Annotated in this window: 1 protein-coding gene; it reads left to right on the top strand. The window is 75.7% G+C overall.

The window, feature by feature from the left end; genetic code table 11:
- A partial coding sequence (locus tag LPA54_RS40625) for a histidine phosphatase family protein (RefSeq protein ID WP_228985449.1) occupies positions 1-372 on the top strand: 372 nt, incomplete at its 5' end.
- Between the last annotated feature and the right edge of the window lie 35 nt (positions 373-407).

Here is a 407-nt window from a genome sequence, read left to right on the forward strand (position 1 = left end):
GTCTGGCAGGGCCTGACGCACGACGAGATCATCGCCCGCCACGGCGAGGAGTACGCCGCGTGGAAGCGCGGCGAGCCGGTCCGCCGCGGCGGCGGCGAACTGGAGACCGAGGTCGCCGACCGCGCCGCCCCCGTGGTGCTGCGGCATGCCGAGAAGCTCCCGGAGGACGGCACGCTCGTGGTCGTCAGCCACGGCGGGACCATCCGCACCACCATCGGCCGGCTGCTCGGCCTCGACCCGCGCAGCTGGGAGAGCCTGGGCGGCCTCAGCAACTGCTGCTGGTCCGTCCTCGGCGAGGGCGCCAAGGGCTGGCGGCTGATGGAGCACAACGCCGGCACCCTGCCCGAGCCGGTGCTCGGCGACGACGACTGAGGACGGCCGTTCCCGCCGCCGGGGCCCGTCGGCGG

The organism is Streptomyces sp. DH12 (assembly GCF_020873895.1).
In the GTDB taxonomy this organism is placed as follows: Bacteria; Actinomycetota; Actinomycetes; order Streptomycetales; family Streptomycetaceae; genus Streptomyces.